We start from the raw sequence: 17,534 nt of genomic DNA on the forward strand, positions 1-17,534 counted from the left end.
CGAAAAGAGTGAGAACCAGTAACGGAACGAGCGAAATGAACGCTTGGTAGGCGATACTACCAGCCATGAACGTCACGTTCTCTTCACGTATCCGCCGCCAGACAACTCGAACAAACATGATAGATTCTCGAAAACGGTCCATTACGGCCAGTTACGGTCTGGAAATCGTTAGGAATTTGGATCGCGTTGGACCACGGTACCGCCAACGAGCATATGCGAAACCGTTTTTGTTCATGATCAAGCGCATGCTCGGCACTGCCGTGCGTGTACGGATCTGGTGGCTGGAGTTCCGTGAAATGATCCTCAAGGCCACCGTCCACAACCTCTGCCGGAGCGTCCGGGAGCCCGAACCTGAGACAGGAGATATCGGGCCCTCGCTCCGTGAATCCGCTCGTACCGGCGAGCGATATGATGAAATTCTTGATACCAAGGGGAATAGCCCCACTAGATGAATGGTCTCGAACTAACGCTCCGCCTACTCAGCGGTGTTTTACTCATCCTCGCGAACGGATTCTTCGTCGCAATCGAGTTCGCGCTCACTCGCGTGCGACAGTATCCCAAATCCGAGTTCGACGTCCCGGGACTCGAGCGAGCCTGGGAGATGACACAGGACCTCGAAATATATCTCACGAGCTGTCAGGTCGGCATCTCTGCGACGAGTATCGCCGTCGGCATCGTCGCGGAACCTGCCTTGGCTTCGTTGATCGATCCAGTGTTCGAGAATACGCTGCTCACGTCGATTGGAGCGGGTGGCATCCTCGCGTTCGTCATCATCAATCTGGTCCACCTGACCCACGGTGAACAGACACCCACGTATCTCGGGGTCGAGCGGACGAAGTTCGTCGCTCGGTACGGCGCGACACCGCTTTACTGGTTTGCCAAACTGCTCTACCCGGTCATCGTGCTCGGAGACAGCGTCGCCAAATGGACACTCGGGTTGTTCGGTGTCGAAATGACCGGTGCCTGGCTAGAAACCGAAACCGACCGGGTCGAATCGCGGGCGGACCTCCGTCACCGCCTCGGGACCTTGCTCGACCGAGGGAACCTTTCTGAGGAACGGCAAGAAGAAATCCTGAACGCCTTCACTGTCGGCGAACGGCCCGTCAGCGACATCATGACCGATCGTGAGGACAGTATTTTTCTCTCGACAGCCGTCTCCGCCCAGGAAAATTTCGATCGAATCGGAACAAGTCCGCATACGCGATTTCCCTTGATTGGTGACGATCCAGCAGATTATCGAGGGGTTGTCTACGTCCCTGCAGTTGTCGATCAGATCGACGAACTCCGGCGTGGCGAGGTCACGTTCGAGGATATCGCCGCTCCACCGATGACGCTTCGAGCAGACACGCTCATCAGCGATGCCGTCGACCAGTTTCAGGACGAACACCAGGAACTCGCGCTCGTGTATGATGAGGACGAGGAGAACGTCGTGGGACTGATCACCGCAACGGACGCTCTCGAAGCAGTGATGGGTGAGATCGAAGACCCGCTCGACATCAAACTCCAGGAACGAAAGAGCGTCCCCCAGTGAACTGGCCGTACGAGTCCAATGTCGGCGGAATCTCCACGACCTCCTCTTCGGGGTGTCAGAGAACTAGTCACAAATGGTCCGTCAACCGTCGATTGATGAGTTTGGTGGGCTGTTCGGCTCACGCATAGTACCCGAAAGAACTGCTATCTATCAATAACGCCGTGATGGATACAACGCGCGTATTTACCACTGAACTCGATTTAGACAGAAACTGAACTGAGTGGGACAGATAGTGGTAGGACTGGTCATCATCCCGTTAGCCGACGGTTCCCGAGTCACGTCCGTCCATCGTCCTCAGTCGCCGCCACTCACCGAGCGACGATGACGGGAACGGGCGAGTTACTGAACACTTTCTGGGCGACGTTCCCGATGACCAGTCGATCGACCAACGAGCCGCCGTGGCTTCCGATTACGACCGCATCGAAGTCGTCGGCTCTATTCACGATCGCCCGAGCCGGATGTCCCAGCTGAACCTCGGTGGTGATTTCGACATCATACTTGGCGGCGAGGTCCTGAGCGTCATTGAACACCTCCTTGGCGCGCTCCTCGGCGGCCTCTTCAATGTCCTCCTCAAGAGCAAGTGACGTGGCTTCGCTCCCCCACGGTGACGGTCCGCCCACGACGTGCAAGACAGTAATGTCCGCGCCGGGATGATTCTCAAGGACGTACTCAAGCGCTCGCTGGGCCATCTCCGAGTCATCCATCGGAACGAGAATCCGTGAGATCATACAGTAACTACCGTCAGGGCGTGCATAAAATGGTGGTTCGCTCGTCCCAGGATAAGCGACGTATTACCACCAGCTGCTGAACGCACGCTCTACATCTTGCACGCGGGGAGTGACCTGTCAGTGGTCCATAAGTTGAAACCGCCAGATTCTGAACTTATCAGTCCACGGTTGACGGATCACTAGGAGTTGCTTTGGACCCGTGGGCCGGCAACAGAACAGCGTACACCTGACGAAGACGGTGCTGTATCTCAGTGTAGCTTCAACCCTCTCCTTGCGAGTGCTTCCCCTCATCAATCGGGCGGTAGTACCAACCTCTGACAGAAACAGGATGCAAGACTTAGAGCGTGAGGGCGCGTTAAAAATATTGATTCCGAATTGAGGTATGAGAATTAAATCCTCTGCCGCCGAATATCAGGGGTAAATCTCCCTCTCACCCCTTCTTATAGTGTCCTCAGAGAGTGAGTTCAGCAGTTGTTCAACAGGGCAGTCTCGGTGAGGAGATATACGGGACTGATTCGATACTCACAACAGTCAGCTCGCTTTGAAGTCGTTTTAAATAATTTTAGTAGATGGAACGAGAGGGCCCCATATGGACACACGACAATTGATCAACCCTAGCTCCCATCTCCACCGATGGTAAATGTCGCGCTCTCGCTGGCGCAAGTCGTCCTTGCGCTGGCTCTGGTGGTGTTGAACGGCTTTTTTGTCGCTGCAGAGTTCGCCTTCGTACGGATACGAGGGACATCGGTCGAACAACTTGCTGAGGAGGGGCGCCCCGGTGCGGGGACACTCCAAGAAGTGATGGTGAGCCTTGACGATTATCTCGCGACGACGCAACTCGGCATCACCATCGCCTCACTGGGGCTGGGGTGGGTCGGCGAACCAGCCGTAGCGGCGCTCATCGAACCCGTACTGGAACCGATTCTCCCGGGGGGTCTCATCCATCTCGTCGCTTTCGCAATCGGCTTCAGTATCATCACGTTCCTCCACGTCGTCTTCGGTGAACTCGCGCCGAAGACGCTCGCAATCGCCCAGACCGAGCGACTCTCCCTGTTCCTCGCCCCGCCGATGAAAGTCTTCTATTACATCCTCTATCCGGGAATTGTCGTCTTCAACGGGGCTGCCAACGCATTTACGCGAGCACTCGGCGTGCCCCCCGCTTCCGAAACGGACGAGACGCTCGGCGAGCGGGAGCTCCTTCGGGTACTGACTCGATCCGGTGAGGAAGGAGACATCGACGTTGCAGAGGTGAAGATGATCGAGCGGGTCTTCGACCTCGACGACGTCGTGGTGCGGGAGGTCATGGTTCCACGACCGGACGTGGTGAGCGTTCCCGCCGATGCCGCGCTCTCGGACCTCCAGTCGATCATCCTCGAGGCTGGTCATACCCGCTATCCAGTTCTTGGTGCCGACGACGACCAGGTGATCGGATTCGTGGACGTCAAGGACGTGTTACGAGCTGAGGTGGAGGGCGGTGACGCCGAGATAGTCGGCGACATCGCCCGCGAAATCGTCATCGCTCCCGAGACGATGGCGCTGAGCGATCTCCTGAGACAGTTCAGGGAAGATCAACAGCAAATGGTCGCAGTTATCGACGAGTGGGGGGCATTCGAGGGGATTGCAACGGTTGAAGACGTTGTCGAGGCGCTCGTTGGAGACCTCCGGGACGAGTTTGATATGGACGAGCGTGAACCTTCGATTCGCCGGCGTGACGATGAGGGGTACGACATTGACGGGGGCGTCCCGCTATCGAAAATCAACGACATGATCGAGGGGGATTTCACAAGTGAAGAGGTCGAAACGATCGGTGGACTGGTACTCGAGCAACTCAACCGTGCGCCGGAACGTGGCGATCGCGTTGAGGTCGCCGGGCACGTCGTTGAGGTGACGAGCGTTGAGGGGACCCGAATTTCGACGGTCCGGGTCCACAAACGTGAAGAGGATGATTCAGTGGTAGACTGATCTGGATTATGGTAGCCGGTCGGAGGTCCAGAGACCCTCGATCGGCAGAGATCTGAGATTCGCACGAAAGCGAATCGATGGACGACTGCGATACCAGACACGCGCGTTGTATCATTCAGCGGCTTCAGGAAGATGATCTGAATTTGTTATTTTGATTGCTGGGTGATTTACTCGCAAGTCAACGGTTAAAGCTACACTTATCCCTGCTTTACTCCTCGCTCGTTGGCGCGCACTGCGGTGCTCTGTGAGCACGAGGGCTCACGCCTTAGTTTAGCGATATATGTACAGGAGTTCGATAGTCATGAGCTATTTCCCAGAACCGCTACTCCCCGCGTCCAACCGTGATGACGGGAACTGGTGCAGAGCGGACAGTCTTCTCGGCGACGCTCCCGAGCAGTATTCGATCAGTCCCGCGTCTCCCCGTCGTTCCCATCGCGACGACGTCGATGTCGTTCGATTCCACACAGTCGAGGATTTCTTCGACAGGTTCTCCGTGTTCGATGTGCCGTACGGTATTGGACACGCCGTGTGTCTCTGCCTCCGAGAGAAGATCATCGACGGCATCGATTGCAGCTTGTTCATTTTCCCCTTCCGATGCGGCCGATCGAACGTCCAGACCGAGGGCGGTGTCGTCCACGACGGACAGACCGTGAACGGTTGCATCGAGAGCCGCCGCAAGCGAGAGGCCGTGATCTGCAGCAGTAGTCGCTCCGGCACTACCATCTGTTGGAATGAGGATGTTCTCGTAGGGAAAAACCAGTTGCTCGTCCGGTTGCATCCGGGCCGTGAGAACCGGAACGGAAGATAGGCGAACGACCTTCTCGGAGACACTCCCGACGAAATATCGGGAGACGCCCGTCCTCCCTTGGGATGGCATCACGATCAGGTCGTGGTCGTACCGCTCGGCGTACTCGGCGATCGTCGGCGCCGGATTCCCCTGGATGACGTCAGCATCGTGGGTTACATCAAGCGTGCGCAGTGTTTTCTTAGCATCCTCAACGATGTCCTCGCCCCGTTCGACGAGTGCGTCGACCACCTGGTTTTCGACGACGGTGACACTGTCACGTGTGGTATCAGCGACGAAGAGGACGTGGATAGTGGCGTCGGCCCAGTGCGCGATTTCGGCAGCGTGATGAAGTACTGCCGCAGCTCCATCACTCCCATCGAACGGAAGAAGGATGTCTTCGTACATACTATGAACAGGTACGAGAACCACTCCCAAATGGTTTGCCGCCCGGTTCCACGAGGTGTCGAGAATAGATGAGTGCCCTGCCACGTCGGCGTCTTCTCAAGAGTGCCGGCGTCGGTCTTGGGAGCTTTCTGCTGTTTGGAATAGTGACGGGGTTGATCCCGAATCCCATATACGTTCGAATGGTCTCCCGAACACCGGCCGATTACCTATTTCTCGTTGCGACGTCGGTATTTGCTGCGGTATTCGTCTACCAGCGGTCGTTAGCTGACGAGCCACTCGGAGACCGACTCGCGGCTGGTGGTGTTGTCGGGGGATTCCTGGCCTTCGGCTGCCCCATCTGTAATGCAGTCTTACTGGTACTATTCAGTTCTTCAGCACTGATGACCTATTTCGATCCGTTGCGTCCGCTACTGGGACTGGTGATGCTCCTGGTTTTTGTCGGACTTCTCTACTACCAACGACGACGCTGTGAGGTTTGTTGATCCGCTTCACAATACGTACCACTCACGATAGTACCCGATTGGCGCGGGCGCGTTCACGCGCTCTCCGTCGCCGACGGCTCTGTGCTGTGGTCCCACCACGTAGATGCTGATGCCGGTGGCCGAACCTTCACAGAGCCGGCCGCTGTCTACGACGAGACGCTCTATCTCGGGTCACAGTCGGGCAATACCGGCGTGGTTGCACTGGACGCCACGACGGGTGACACACGCTGGACCAAATCCACGCCTGCCGTGACCGCCGGCCCAGTGGCACATCCAGAGGGAGTCGTTGTACAGAGTCACCAACTCGTTACGGCGTTCGGTCTCGACGGCACGCGTCGGTGGTCGTTCAGCGTCCGTGAAGAGACTGCCAGACCGATCGCAGTCGATGATTGATACGCATCTACCGACACCGGCAGGAGTTGGCAATCAAACACCTAGTTAGGGTGATTCTGCATTCGGTTCGCGATCTTCTTCGGCAAGCAACTTCTCGCGGGCCGAATTGACGTTCGAGCGGACGGCGTCCTCGGTGACGCCTCTAATATCGGCCCACTGGGCGACGGTGTAGCGCTCGGCCTCCTCGACGACAGTCCAGTCGACAGCCTCGTGAAGCGAGCAATCGCCGGCGACCAGCTCGGCGATCCGCTCGAGGAAGTCCTTCTCCTCCCAGGCAAGGGCGACTTCGTCGAATCGATGGTTATCCCGATTGTAGACCCCGAACATCTGGACGGCACCGTCGCGCTCCAGGTCGGCCCGAACGTGAGCCGGGAGGGACTCCAGCGCTTCCTGTGGTAGGGGATACGCGGAGACATCGTGGAGTGAGGCGACATCGAACGGGGTCAGGCCACGGTGTGAGACATCACCGAATTTCATCAAGTACCCCGTCTCCGAGGCGAGCTGCGTCCGTCCTTCAAGCAGGTGCTCGGCCAACGCTGGATAGTCGTCTCGGTCGACCGAGCCGGTCTTGAAGATCGTCACGAAGTCACGGTCGCCGCCACTGGGGGGATGTGCTGCCATCAGTCGTCAGCCTCCGTTGTACGACCCAGATTCGTCTTCACGGATTATGAGTCTGCCTCCGGGGCACCGTGTCCTCAGCGTCTGTGTCCCGGAGCGTTGCGGCGCGGTCGGCGAGCATCCGGAGTACCCAGAGCCGGCGCTGATGCTGGTTCTCGTAGCCCACGTACTCTCGGACCGTCTCGACGTCGTGCATACAGGCAACGCCGCCCCGGATGAGCCGTTGGTTGCCCGTCTCGAGGAGCGTCGCAGGAGGGAGCGCCTCCAGGATCGATTGGGAGGGACGTTCGGACATGCGTGGCTACTGGTCCGTTGCTTCGAAGTGGTTACCCCACAGGTGGAATCCGAATACAGAATGTGGGGTAACCCGATCGACTTGAGCTGCCGTGGATCGGAATCCCATCGATACTCACTCCTCGACAGTATCCGACGCCCGACTGTCGGACCGGTCACCGAACCGTGGAACCGTCGACGCGTCGCGACCGTTGAGCGTCTGCTGGCCGGGGGTCGAGGAAGCGAATAGCGGCTCCTGTTCACCGGCGTCCACACTGCCGGCGCTCGTTTGCGGCCGGTCGTCGACGAAGCTCCCGCTCGTGGGGACATCGATTCGGGTCGATCGCTGATGGCCGACCTCGATGCCGTGATCGGTGAGCGCGGTTTTGACTGCACCCGTCTCGACCCCCAATCCCTCCGTCCCGAAGACTGCCTGGCGGTGGACCGAAAGACCGAGGCGTGAATGGTCGTCTGTTGGTTCGTGATCTGACTGTTGCGAATCGTCGGTGGGCATGAGGTGCTGAGGGAACTGGCGGTACAGAATCGCCAGCTTCCCCGCCCCATTTGAGGTGTTAAATTTCGTCTGTCAGTAGTGATCTTGTGGAGTCGTTCTCCCATTTCGACTCGTCTCAGTCCAACGGTCACAAGTCGGCCCTCGCGAACGCGCCTCCCCGCGGACCGTCCCCCTCGATGTACTGCCCCTCAAGGTGAACCTCCAGCGCGTCCGGTCGTCCACCGACGAAGCGCCCGGTCACGGTGAACGGGGTGACCCACGGTCCCCGCCCGTCGTCGTTGTCACTGGTTCGGCACGCATCGTTGGGAGCGGCTTCGACGTACACCTCGGCCGTGCGGTCGTCGACGAGGACGTGAGCGAGCGCGAATCCGTCACAGTCCCACTCGAGGTGGCCTCGTCCGTCGACGGTGAATCGGTCGTCGTCGACGCTAATCGAGAGCTCGTCGGGCACTGTCCCGAGGAAATCCCGAGTTCGGTCCGTACCAATCGAGAGAGTCACCTCCGTCAATCCCAGCCCATCGACAGGATCGTCGACCCAGGGGTGATCGTTGGTCGGAGGGCTGTCGACGGGACCATCGATAACCTCGTCGCTGCGTTCTGACGGCTCTCGGCTGGTCTCATCCTGCTCCGCATCACCGGAGGTCGTCGCTGGCTCTGCCGTGTCGGTCGTGCGTCCCGAATTCGAGTCATCGGCATCGCTCCCCTCCCTGTCACCAGCGCTGACAGCCGGGGCATCGCCGTCCGGATCTGGCTGCCCGAGAATACTGGCACAGCCCGCCAGCGATACCGCCGCGGCTGACGAAACCGCCGCAAGAACGCCTCGCCGCTGCCATCCTCGTCGCTCGGAACGACTCAGGTGCTGGTTCGGGTGGTTTGGACGGAGCCGACGACGTGAGGACATATATCGTCTATTTCCTCTTCAGAGTCGCTCTACTAAGTAATTTCAGAGGGTGCGCGAACCGCAACTGTGCGCGCCACGTTGGCGAATCACGGCCATTCATCGTCCGGGAGTTGCGGCGTGTGGGTGCTCGCTACGGTTGGGCTGACGAACCGGCGAGCACGATACGGGATATCGAGGCCGTCGGTCACCGGCAGAAAGATCGACTCCTGAGCACCGAGGACGATCGACGCGAGCAGCTCGTGTTTACACATCACCCGCCACGGAGCGCCGGTCTTGAACGGGCACGAACAGACCAACCCATCGGACCATGGAAGCAACGGATATCGGCTTCCACTCGCGTACTCACCGACGAGCAACGGAGCCGGCAGGTCGAGCCCGTACTCGCTCGAAAGCGCTCCTTCCTCGGCTTTCCCACTGGAGAGATCCTGCTCGCGAACGACATATCGGGACGGGAGGTTTCGCTCTCGGGCGTATGTCTCGGGATCGTGATCGTGATCAAGGACGATCACCCCGACGAATCCGTTGTACTCGAGGAGATCGTGGTCCTCTGGCATCTCGCCGGAACCGTCGTCGATGAGCGTGCCGTATGAGGAACGCTTCAGCACCGAACAGAGGTTGAGGCGGGGAATCAATGTCCGGTACCACGTCTCCCGGCGGTCGCGCTCCGACCGGAGAGCAGCCTCCGGATCCGCAGCTGAGCGAGCTTGCCGAAGGCGATGGGCGAGAAACGCCGGAGCATCGACGAGTACATCCTCGTCGTCATAGCTCTCGTAGTACCGCACCTCTTCGGTGAGACGGCGCTGGCAGGTTCCCTCGGCATACTGCATCCCGAGTGGCTTCGCTCGCCCTGCACGATGCCAGGGGTCGGACTCAGCCGCGTCGCACTCTCGAGAATCGGAGTTCGTCAGGAGCTGATCGTACCGAATTGCCCCACCTGCCATGAAATCGAGGCGAATACGATGTTCGACCGGCTCGATGGCCGGCGGGTCTGTTTCGACATTGTAGTCGTAGGCTGCATCGATATCGGCTAGCGATCCCGGCGACAGTCCCAGCGACGGTAGCATCGACGAGGAGGCGTGGATGTGTCTTCGTGGCATCTGAATCAATCACTGTTTCTGGATTCTGTCCACATCCTGTTCGGACTGATAAAGCTGTGAGAGGCTCAGATATGTACTCAGAATCCGACGAGGAGACTGGCGAACTGATCGAGCCGGTCGTCGAGTCGCTCTCCGTCGTACACCGTGGTCTCGCGCTCATAATAGTCGGCGAGTTCCGAAGCGTCGGTCGAGAGACGTCCCGGCTGGGTATCGGTGGCGATGGTGAGCGAGCAGACGGGGGCATGGGCGGCTCGAATCTGATCGATGACGTCGTCGACGCTACTCGGCTCGCCGTCGGTCACGGCAACGATGAGGGGATCGTCGCGGTGACCCTCGACGAGTTGGCGTGCAAGTCCGAGAGCGTCCGCCAGCGGCGTTCCCCCACCGCAGTCCGTGTCGAGTAGTCCCGCTTGGACGTGGCGGGTCTCGACAGAGAAGGGTTTCACGAGCCGAGCGTGACCGTCGACGAAATCGACGATCGCCACCTCGATCCCGAGCCCCTCTGCGGCGACGGCGAACCGCGCCACCGCCTTCGTCGCGACCTCGATCTTCGGGGGCTCGCCGTTTCGCATCGAGCCCGAGCGGTCGAGAACCAGCACCAGTGCGTAGCGTTTCTCGCGGCCCGGTGTGTCGACCTTGCAGACCCGAGGGTCGCCGATCAGAAGTCGGTGGCCCGCGGTGGTGTCGTATCCACCGGCAGTCAATCCCCGCCGGATCCCACGATGCCGGTCGAGCCGGAGCTGTTTCTCAAGCGTGCCAGCAACTCGGGCAGCGCCGTCTTCTATGTCGGCCCACATCCCCGGTGGTGCATTGTCATCAGCGATGGGAACGAGCTCTAGTTCGTCGAGCTGGCCCGGGCCTCCAGAGCTCCCGCCGGCCGCCTGGTCGTCGTCTGAACTACCCCGATCGAGCCGGTGACTGAGGTCCTCCAGCTCACGCTCCAGCGCGTCGGTGTCGATGCCCTCCCGGTCTGCCTCGTCGTGAGCCGCAGTCCGGTCTGCGGTGAGTGCTTCCTCGTAGGTGTCTGTCTCGTCAGCAGGATCTCGATCGAGGACCTCAGCGTGTGCCGGCTCGGGAACGGCTGTGGGTTCCGATCCGTCCTCAGAGGGGGTACTCGGAGTTGGGGCCCCGCCTTCGGCTTGCTCGTGGCCGTAGTCGCGCTCATCGTGAGAGTCAGTCGCCCCTCCAGATGAGCGGTCGTTACGAGGAGTGCCGCCGGCGTCGAAGTCCCCGATGGTCGACTGTTGTGCGGTATCAGAGCTGTCATCCACCTCGTCACCGCTGGAGGGACGTTCACCGTACGAGGACTCGGGTTCTGTGTCCGGGCACTCGATGGAGCGAGCGAGTGCCCGAGCTCTGGGGTCGAGAGGCTTCGAGGTCTGCGACGGCTGGTCTCCATCGCTGCCCACCGATTGGGATGAACCATCAGAGTCTGAGCCGGGGGGATCGCCAGTATGGGTGTTCGGATCTTCAAGGCCAGGTGTCTCGTCGAGGTTTTCGTCGAGCGGATCCGGCGTGATTGTAGGCTGATCAAGGACATCCTGGAACGGATCGTCCGTTGCGCTCCGTTCGAACTGCGGGCGCTCGTCGCCCTCTCCGTCAGTCCCCTCGTCGCTCGAAGGGTCGGGTTCGGTCTCAGGACCAGCTGCTTCCGAGCTGCCTGAGTCCGGCGATGAGACGGAGTCCGCAGCGGTCTCTTGAGTATCGCCCTCCATTGGCGACTCGGCGGATGCTTCGGAACGGTCCTCGAGGAGCGGGAGGATCGCCGACTGCCAGGTCTCGACGACGAGCCGAGCTCGCCGTACAGATGCGGTCTTATCGTGGCTGTGGGTGACGTCGTCGCGTTCGGCGCTCCGGATCGCGAGGGCATCCCGCGCTAACCGCTGGAGTGCCTCCCGAACAGCATCGAAGCCCGTGGCATCCGCCTCCGACGCGAAGACGATCCGCTCGTCGTTCTCATCAAGGAGTACCTCCGTGATGCCCGTCGGATAGATCGCCCATTCGTAGAGCGCGCTCGTCACTGCGTCCCAGAAGGAGAACCGAACCTGCTCACCGTCGGGAATATCGTCGGGTACTTGCGAATGTATTCGACGGGTGAGTTCGAGTCGAATCTCGGCGTTGTCACTGAAGTTCGCCCCTTCAACGGCCTCCTGTTCGATGGCCCCATCCTCAATGATGTTGACGAGATCGTGGACCTGCTGGCGATAGTCGGGATCGATCTCGGTTTCGAGGAGTTCTGCGATGGGTCCGATAGCCGTCTTGAGGATATGGAGCAGTTCGTGAAAGGCGAGCCCGAACTGGTGGGCGTGATCGGCGGTCAGTTGATCGTTCACCGGGATTCGGTCTGGCGGTGCTGGTTTTGTCGTAACGAGGACGAGGAACTCGGCCTCCACGATGTCGAGCAACTGTGCGGCCTGCTGTCGTTCAAACTTGGTCGCGTCGCTGCTCACGAGCGCGTCGATGTCCGCTGGGAGGACCGCCGCGGTCTCGACAGCTGGAGTAAGAACGACTTCGATCTCGACACCGGAAGGTAAATGCGCACAAACGAACGCTCGAAGCCGATCGGTCCGGCTAGCCGAGGTGCGAACATGGGGGGGCGATATCGGGGATGAACCGCTCTACTTGATGTATTGTATTGGCCGGATGAGTCTCAGACATACGAATGCACGAGGGACCGTAGTCCCTCGATCACTTCGGGGGGATAAAATCTCTCGGAGATTAGTCACATCTCGTAGCGGTGAGGAAACCCAAAAGCAAGGGAATGATCTACATGCATCGCAGAATTCAAGTATTACACTCTATACGGAGTAGATTCCAAAAATTCAATTACAACGATTTGTTCTGGCTGGACTTACCAACGTCCGTTATGAGACGGATGCAGATTCTCGCGATATTATCGAGTACCTACGTTGTATCTACGCATGAATTGACCTCTGTTGCCCGGGAAAGCGAAGTCAAGTACCACTGCGTCAATCAATTGTGCTCCCGGGGTGAATCTCAAGCTTTGCATTCTCGTCCGCCAGCCACTCATAGCAAACGCAGAGGAGTATCCCGATATTTCTCCCTCCGCCGCTATGGTCTGTCATATCAATATCGAGATCCAAGCCTGGGTGGACAATCGAGACAGTGTGTTCCCACTGATTCGGTTGAAACTCCGAATCGAGCCTGTCAAACTTATCTTCACCCGATATGAAGTGCTGGTTTGTACTTCCGCCATTTCTCGTCTCAATGCGGTCAAGAAGTTCAGTTGTACGGAGGTATCGCACTGTCCGCAGTACCTGCTCTTGGACATCTCGTATTTCACTGAGGCTTGTACCCGGTTCGTCACCACTTTTGCAGTGATAGAACGTGACTGTCTGATTCTGGAGGTCGAATTCAATAATGTCGGCGATTTCCCCAGAATTCTGATCGTAAAACAGTATTTGTTCGTCGGAATTTTCTGCTTGGTCACAAAGATGTTGGGCTAGAACTTCATGAACACTCTCAAGCGATCCATTATTCCAGAAGTTACTAGCTGGTTGTTCTCTCAGTGTATCAGATGTATACCAGGACGGAACCTCATTACCTCTGGCCTCTGGAAATTGGGACCAGTCTATCGGTGACTCCGCAAGATGGTCTTGCGGATTGAACTTTGTCAGGTCTGTGGCCAACTCCAGTTTATATCCGCCAGCAATCGCCCCTCCCTCACTGTTATAAAAGTATGGTGGATATTGTTTCAGAAAATCTGGGGCAGTGAGAAATTCCGGCACCGCCTCTCCTTCACTCATTGAAATCTCCCACTCTTCGATCTCCCCTGACCAGTCATCTGATTCCACACTGTACTGAGCGTCTATCTCAATTTCCTCATCAATAAGAAGTATGACTACCGAAAGGACCTGTTGGTCAGAGCCTTCAAATGCTCCGATTTCGAGTCTAACTCCCTCTTCTGCAACAACGGGTGCTTCTTCGTTCCTGAATTCTAGGATTTTATCTGCTAACCTCGGATGGAACGTAGCTGCGATCGGTTTCTCCGCGAATTCGTCAATGGATGTTCTGCTTTCGAGGACTTCTAGATTCTGTACCCCCCTACCGGACGAGTTTGTGAGTCCCCCAACCAGTACGTCACACCAGTCGAAGAATTCGTCTAAGTAGTCGCGCTTATTTGACCAGATTCTGGATTTTTCTCCGCTAATCCCCCTGTTATTCGGATTATCTTGTTTCCCCTTGAAAGTTGCATAGACATGACCCCTGGAAAACGTCCGGCTGTCCGATGGCCGGATTGCTCCTTGCACGTCGGATCCGTAGTAGGTCTTGTATTGAGGGGTGCCGCCAGAAGGAACCGAAGCGTTTGCGAGGCCCGTCGCTCGGTATTTTATTCTCGATAGATCCTGCATTACTCCTGAAAGCTGCTGGTTGTCGAGCTGGCTGGGTGCTTCTTGGCCAGCCGTCAAGGCCTTGCGAATCTGGTTGGCTTGCCTCCTGTTTGAGGAGTATTCGAAAAGGAGGTCGTGATCCTCCGGAGCATAGTACAGATGAAGGTCATACCTTGGTGTCTCCAGAGGCAGTTCCCCAGCCCATCCAGGAGATTCCAGCGTCTGAGTGATGTAGCCGGCTTTCTCCTGATTTCCAGTGTACCCGAGCCTGGAAACTGAGAAGCCTACTTCAGACTCGACCTGCGCAGTTAGATCGACCGTTGTACCTGCAATCGAGTATACATCAACCACGAAGCTTGGCTTTAGCTTTGTCTCATCAGGGATGGCAATCCCACTTCCAGCCGACCCACCCGCCTGTGGGAGGTCAGTATCGATGTGTTCCTCAAAGAGATTCGGCACGAGGTTTTCCCACGCATTATTCTCGTAGTATAGTTGACGGATGGATTGACTGATCTCAGGTCCTGACAGCGACTCTTTCGAGACTAGCACATGCGAGCGATTATCGCCGGCTGAAGACTCCCTCGCCAGTCTTCCCAGTAATTGAACTGTGACAGGGAAACTTCTGGGAACGTAATGCAGGACGGCTAACTGTAGATCTCTCAGATCAATTCCTTCAGAGAGCTTATTGACAACGACGACCCCGTCAAGTTCACCTTTCCTGAGTTTCCTCAATGCCTCGCTGTTATGTGACTCATTTTTATCGGAATGAACAGCATCCACAGACAGCCCTGCGTTTTGATAGGCTCCTTGCAGATCGTTTGCGGAGTTGATATCCTCTGCCCGGATCAACATAGTCGCTGACTCATTCTCTCCGCTTAGTTCGATGAATTTCTCTACTGCAGAGCTTACAAGTTGATCATCGACCCTATCTGAGGTTTCGATGTCTCCACTTTCACTGCTGGAGTCAACCGCGGTGAACTCCACACGCTGGTAAATTCCGTCTGCGATGGCGCGATCAATCGGATAGTGGTAAATGATGTTCCCCGGCAGAGATAATCGATCTCGCCGGAAGGGCGTGGCCGTGAATAGGACTCTCGCAGTGTCGTCAAACTGAGTGATGATTTGGTGCCAGCTGGGTGCTCCAGAGTGGTGTGCTTCATCAACCAGGACCAGATCGAACTTGTCTGTGGGGGGGAGAACTATGTCTTCATTGAACACCTTGCTTATCGTATTCGGAAGTGCGACAACAACATCTCCATCGTAATAGTAGTTCCAGCACGATTTTTCGTAGTCGGCGGCCTCTTGCTTAGAGTTGCTGAGGTCAATATCAGTAACTTCCCTGTCAACTGTTTTAACATCCGGAAATTGTGTTGACCTATCTTCCTCGTTTTCCGGAAGATCAACTACGCCTGCTGCCTGTAAGCCTTTGAGTGATCGGAATTTCTCTGCTGTCTGCTTTCGACTGAAATCCGACGGGGCAATTATCAGTACTCTCTCTGCGCCAAGATCAAAAGCCGTCAGCATCATAAGCGCGGTTTTCCCTGCACCAGTTGGTAGGGATACAATCGCGGGACTCGTCTGGTTAGTTGTCAGGTGACTCTTTAGGGCCCAGTGAGCTCCCTGCTGGCAGATTCGATAGCCTGGGTCTTCGTCAGATATCCCAGGACCCGCCGGAAAATTTATCACGCTCTGCATTTCCGAGAAATACCCTGCCATATCCTATCACAGAATGAATTGCTCAATAACAAAATAGTTGTGAGGGTGATTTTGGACGAGCTCACTTCATCACTCAGGTCATACTTAGCCTCTGGATGGGCTCAGAGACAGTCATTGAGCGTCTCGTAGGTATCGTCGGGATACTGATTCGGCTCGGCGACTGCCCACACCTCGTTCTTGACCGCTGCCTTCGGAGAAGCGCCGTCCTCGATGTGCTCGCAGAGAATCGTCAGATTTCGCGTCGAGAGCGTCGGCCAGTTCTCGTTCTGCCGGGTCTGGTGGGCGAACTGGACGATCTTCCGGAGCGTCCCCCGGTCCACAACCTCGTGACTGGCGTTCACCTGTGCATCCAGCGTCGCGACCTCCTCGTCGACGTCCTGGATGTAGGGCTGTTCGAGTGCCCGGAATCGACCACGTGTAGCCGAATTCATCGGCTCGGAATCCCGGTACTCACGGGTCGGCGGATTCATCGTGATCACGATTCGTGCCGATGGATGGGGCTCAACCAACTCACCATGCGCTTTCACGAGGAGTTTTCCTTCGTTGAGCAGGCGATGAAGCGACATCGCCGCTCCAGCTCGCATCACTGGGAACTCGTTGAGCACCAGCACCGACCCGTTCAGTAGCGCTTGCTTGGCCGGCCCGTTCCGAGGCGCGATCAGCCCGTCCTCGGTGGGGGTGAGCGGTCCGAACAGGTCCTCCGTGTGGGTTGCCTCGTCACAGTCAACCGAGACGTAGCCACAGTTCGTCCGGTGACACAGGTACTTGACGAGGTAGTTCTTCCCGGAGCCCCGTGGGCCAACCAGACGGACCGGAACCAGCCCACGGGCCAGTTTCTTCGCGAGCAGTTCGTCCAGTGGAAGCTGGAGACGCGGCTCCATCGGAATCGCCGGCGGAACCACTTCCCCCGACGCATCGACCGGCAGGGCATCGTCACCTGCCTCGGGATGGGTCGCAGCCTTCGGGACATCGGGATGGTCAGGATCGTCGAGGACGTGCAACCCGGTTGGCACCGGGTCCTGTTCGTTCCGACCGATATCGGAGACGTACTGGGCCTCGACAGCGTCCGGCTCGAGCCCCTCGGATCGATAGCAGGGTTCGCCGACAGGCTCGGTGGCGGCAGTGATGTCGACCACCTGGGCCGTCCCTCGACCCGTCGTCTCATCCACGCGTCGACCGTATCGGACGTCGGCACTCCGGGCGAGCCATACGCCGACTGGGATGTGCCGGGGTGCCGCCTGGATGATCGCCTCGGCGCGACTCTCAGTTAGCGTCCCGGTTAACCCGGCGATATCACCGACGTCGGCGTCCGCGAGATCGGTGAACGTCGCGTAGCCGGCGTCACGGAGCGCAGTCGCGATACTTTCGGTGACGACCTCGAGAGCCTGAAAATCGGCAGTACCCGTCGCGTCAGCAGGACCGCCGAAGGCCTCGGTGATCACAGTCGGCTCCGGTCCCTGTGGCGAGACCCCAACAATAGTCGTACTCCCACCGGACCCCCGGTCGAGAGTGAAAACCCCCTCGGTAGCACCAGCATCGATGAGGTCGGCGGCTTCCTGGTCGCCGATGTCGGCGTAGTCGCTGACCCGGAAGGTGACCCGTTCGAGCGGGACACTCCCCCCCTCACGCTTGAGCAGGCGATGGACAAGGTGCGACAGGACCACGAGCGGTTCGGGGCGATCGACAGCTGGGTCTGAATCGGATGCAGACATGAATATGAGACGGAACCCACGTGGGAATCCCGTCACCCGATTGTGGGCTGGTAAATTCAGCAG

General features: G+C 58.0%; 14 protein-coding genes and 1 pseudogene. 5 read left to right on the forward strand and 10 right to left on the reverse strand.

What is annotated here, in order from left to right:
• Positions 1-188 precede the first annotated feature (188 nt).
• A pseudogene (locus tag RBH22_RS14420) lies at positions 189-347 on the forward strand (IS5/IS1182 family transposase); the annotation flags it as partial.
• A gap of 101 nt (positions 348-448) precedes the next feature.
• Positions 449-1,531, forward strand: a complete 1,083-nt coding sequence (locus RBH22_RS14425; RefSeq protein ID WP_306677931.1) for a hemolysin family protein — start codon at positions 449-451, stop codon at positions 1,529-1,531.
• Positions 1,532-1,839: 308 nt separating this feature from the next.
• Here RBH22_RS14425 and RBH22_RS14430 read toward each other — a convergent pair whose 3' ends face one another.
• On the reverse strand, positions 1,840-2,259 hold the full coding sequence (locus RBH22_RS14430; protein ID WP_306677932.1) for a universal stress protein: 420 nt from the start codon (positions 2,257-2,259) through the stop codon (positions 1,840-1,842).
• A gap of 633 nt (positions 2,260-2,892) precedes the next feature.
• Here RBH22_RS14430 and RBH22_RS14435 point away from each other — a divergent pair.
• Positions 2,893-4,221, forward strand: a complete 1,329-nt coding sequence (locus RBH22_RS14435) for a hemolysin family protein (protein WP_306677933.1) — start codon at positions 2,893-2,895, stop codon at positions 4,219-4,221.
• A gap of 322 nt (positions 4,222-4,543) precedes the next feature.
• On the opposite strand, the gene RBH22_RS14440 is transcribed toward RBH22_RS14435, so the two are convergent.
• Positions 4,544-5,413: a universal stress protein gene (locus tag RBH22_RS14440; RefSeq protein ID WP_306677934.1), complete on the reverse strand. Its 870-nt coding sequence runs from the start codon at positions 5,411-5,413 to the stop codon at positions 4,544-4,546.
• A gap of 68 nt (positions 5,414-5,481) precedes the next feature.
• Between RBH22_RS14440 and RBH22_RS14445 the strand changes: the two genes are divergently transcribed.
• Complete coding sequence (locus RBH22_RS14445; protein WP_306677935.1) at positions 5,482-5,895, forward strand: hypothetical protein; 414 nt, start codon at positions 5,482-5,484, stop codon at positions 5,893-5,895.
• Between the two features lie 27 nt (positions 5,896-5,922).
• Positions 5,923-6,288, forward strand: a complete 366-nt coding sequence (locus tag RBH22_RS14450; protein WP_306678021.1) for a PQQ-binding-like beta-propeller repeat protein — start codon at positions 5,923-5,925, stop codon at positions 6,286-6,288.
• A gap of 45 nt (positions 6,289-6,333) precedes the next feature.
• On the opposite strand, the gene RBH22_RS14455 is transcribed toward RBH22_RS14450, so the two are convergent.
• The 8 genes from RBH22_RS14455 to RBH22_RS14490 all read right to left on the reverse strand — a co-directional run bounded on the left by RBH22_RS14455 (position 6,334) and on the right by RBH22_RS14490 (position 17,471).
• Positions 6,334-6,909, reverse strand: a complete 576-nt coding sequence (locus RBH22_RS14455; RefSeq protein WP_306677936.1) for a hypothetical protein — start codon at positions 6,907-6,909, stop codon at positions 6,334-6,336.
• 37 nt (positions 6,910-6,946) lie between these two features.
• A complete protein-coding gene (locus RBH22_RS14460) occupies positions 6,947-7,201 on the reverse strand; it encodes a hypothetical protein (protein ID WP_306677937.1) in 255 nt (84 codons plus the stop codon).
• Between the two features lie 114 nt (positions 7,202-7,315).
• Positions 7,316-7,693 carry a hypothetical protein gene (locus RBH22_RS14465; protein ID WP_306677938.1) on the reverse strand — a complete coding sequence of 126 codons (378 nt, stop codon included), beginning with the start codon at positions 7,691-7,693 and terminating at the stop codon, positions 7,316-7,318.
• Positions 7,694-7,820: 127 nt separating this feature from the next.
• Positions 7,821-8,594 carry a hypothetical protein gene (locus tag RBH22_RS14470; protein ID WP_306677939.1) on the reverse strand — a complete coding sequence of 258 codons (774 nt, stop codon included), beginning with the start codon at positions 8,592-8,594 and terminating at the stop codon, positions 7,821-7,823.
• An 86-nt stretch (positions 8,595-8,680) separates the two neighbouring features.
• Entirely contained in the window at positions 8,681-9,691 is a 1,011-nt protein-coding gene (locus tag RBH22_RS14475) for a hypothetical protein (protein WP_306677940.1), read from the reverse strand.
• Positions 9,692-9,768: 77 nt separating this feature from the next.
• Complete coding sequence (locus tag RBH22_RS14480; protein ID WP_306677941.1) at positions 9,769-12,141, reverse strand: vWA domain-containing protein; 2,373 nt, start codon at positions 12,139-12,141, stop codon at positions 9,769-9,771.
• A gap of 519 nt (positions 12,142-12,660) precedes the next feature.
• The gene (locus RBH22_RS14485) at positions 12,661-15,759 is read right to left on the reverse strand and encodes a DEAD/DEAH box helicase (protein WP_306677942.1); all 3,099 of its coding nucleotides are present in this window, start codon (positions 15,757-15,759) and stop codon (positions 12,661-12,663) included.
• A gap of 101 nt (positions 15,760-15,860) precedes the next feature.
• Positions 15,861-17,471: an AAA family ATPase gene (locus RBH22_RS14490; RefSeq protein WP_306677943.1), complete on the reverse strand. Its 1,611-nt coding sequence runs from the start codon at positions 17,469-17,471 to the stop codon at positions 15,861-15,863.
• Between the last annotated feature and the right edge of the window lie 63 nt (positions 17,472-17,534).

The sequence above is a fragment of the Halobellus sp. H-GB7 genome, assembly GCF_030848585.1.
Taxonomy (GTDB): Archaea; Halobacteriota; Halobacteria; order Halobacteriales; family Haloferacaceae; genus Haloquadratum; species Haloquadratum inordinatus.